Origin of the sequence: Klebsiella sp. MS 92-3 (assembly GCF_000195655.1) — a bacterium.
In the GTDB taxonomy this organism is placed as follows: Bacteria; Pseudomonadota; Gammaproteobacteria; order Enterobacterales; family Enterobacteriaceae; genus Klebsiella; species Klebsiella pneumoniae.
This window is the reverse complement of sequence record NZ_GL882847.1, coordinates 60,666-61,050: the sequence shown is the minus strand read 5'-3', so window position 1 is coordinate 61,050 and position 385 is coordinate 60,666. Positions and strand designations below refer to the sequence as shown.

The 385-nt window shown below is 54.5% G+C and carries 1 protein-coding gene; it reads right to left on the bottom strand.

Going from position 1 to position 385, the window contains the following annotated elements; translation table 11 throughout:
• Nucleotides 1-10: 10 nt before the first annotated feature.
• Nucleotides 11-325: a glucose PTS transporter subunit EIIB gene (locus HMPREF9538_RS05770; RefSeq protein WP_002892003.1), complete on the bottom strand. Its 315-nt coding sequence runs from the start codon at nucleotides 323-325 to the stop codon at nucleotides 11-13.
• Nucleotides 326-385: the final 60 nt, after the last annotated feature.

Genomic DNA, 385 nt, shown 5'->3' with positions numbered 1-385 from the left:
CCCGTTTTATTTATTTCCGGGCGGCAAAATGTTCATCCAGAAGCTGACGCAGCGCATCGGACTGTTTACCGAAAATAGCATGCACCTGCTGACCAAGAATAATAACCCCCAGCGCGCCCTGCTGCTGTAATGCTTCGGAGTCCACGGCCGCAAGATGGCGAACGCTAACCCGCAGACGGGTAATACAGGCGTCCACTTGCGTAATATTCGCTTCGCCACCAAAGGCCTGAATCAGCGCCTCGATTTGCTGTTTTTCCGCCTCGCTTAATGGCTGTGCCGGACGCGCTGGGGAGAAATAGTGCAGGAAGGATTTTAAACTCACCATAATAAACTCCAGGTTTAAGATAAAAAAAAGCCCCCCCCCCCCGCGCGCGGGGGGGGGGGG

What these genes read in the sequence shown, in the direction of transcription:
- HMPREF9538_RS05770 (WP_002892003.1), bottom strand. Translation starts at nt 325, where the DNA reads ATGGTGAGTTTAAAATCCTTCCTGCACTATTTCTCCCCAGCGCGTCCG.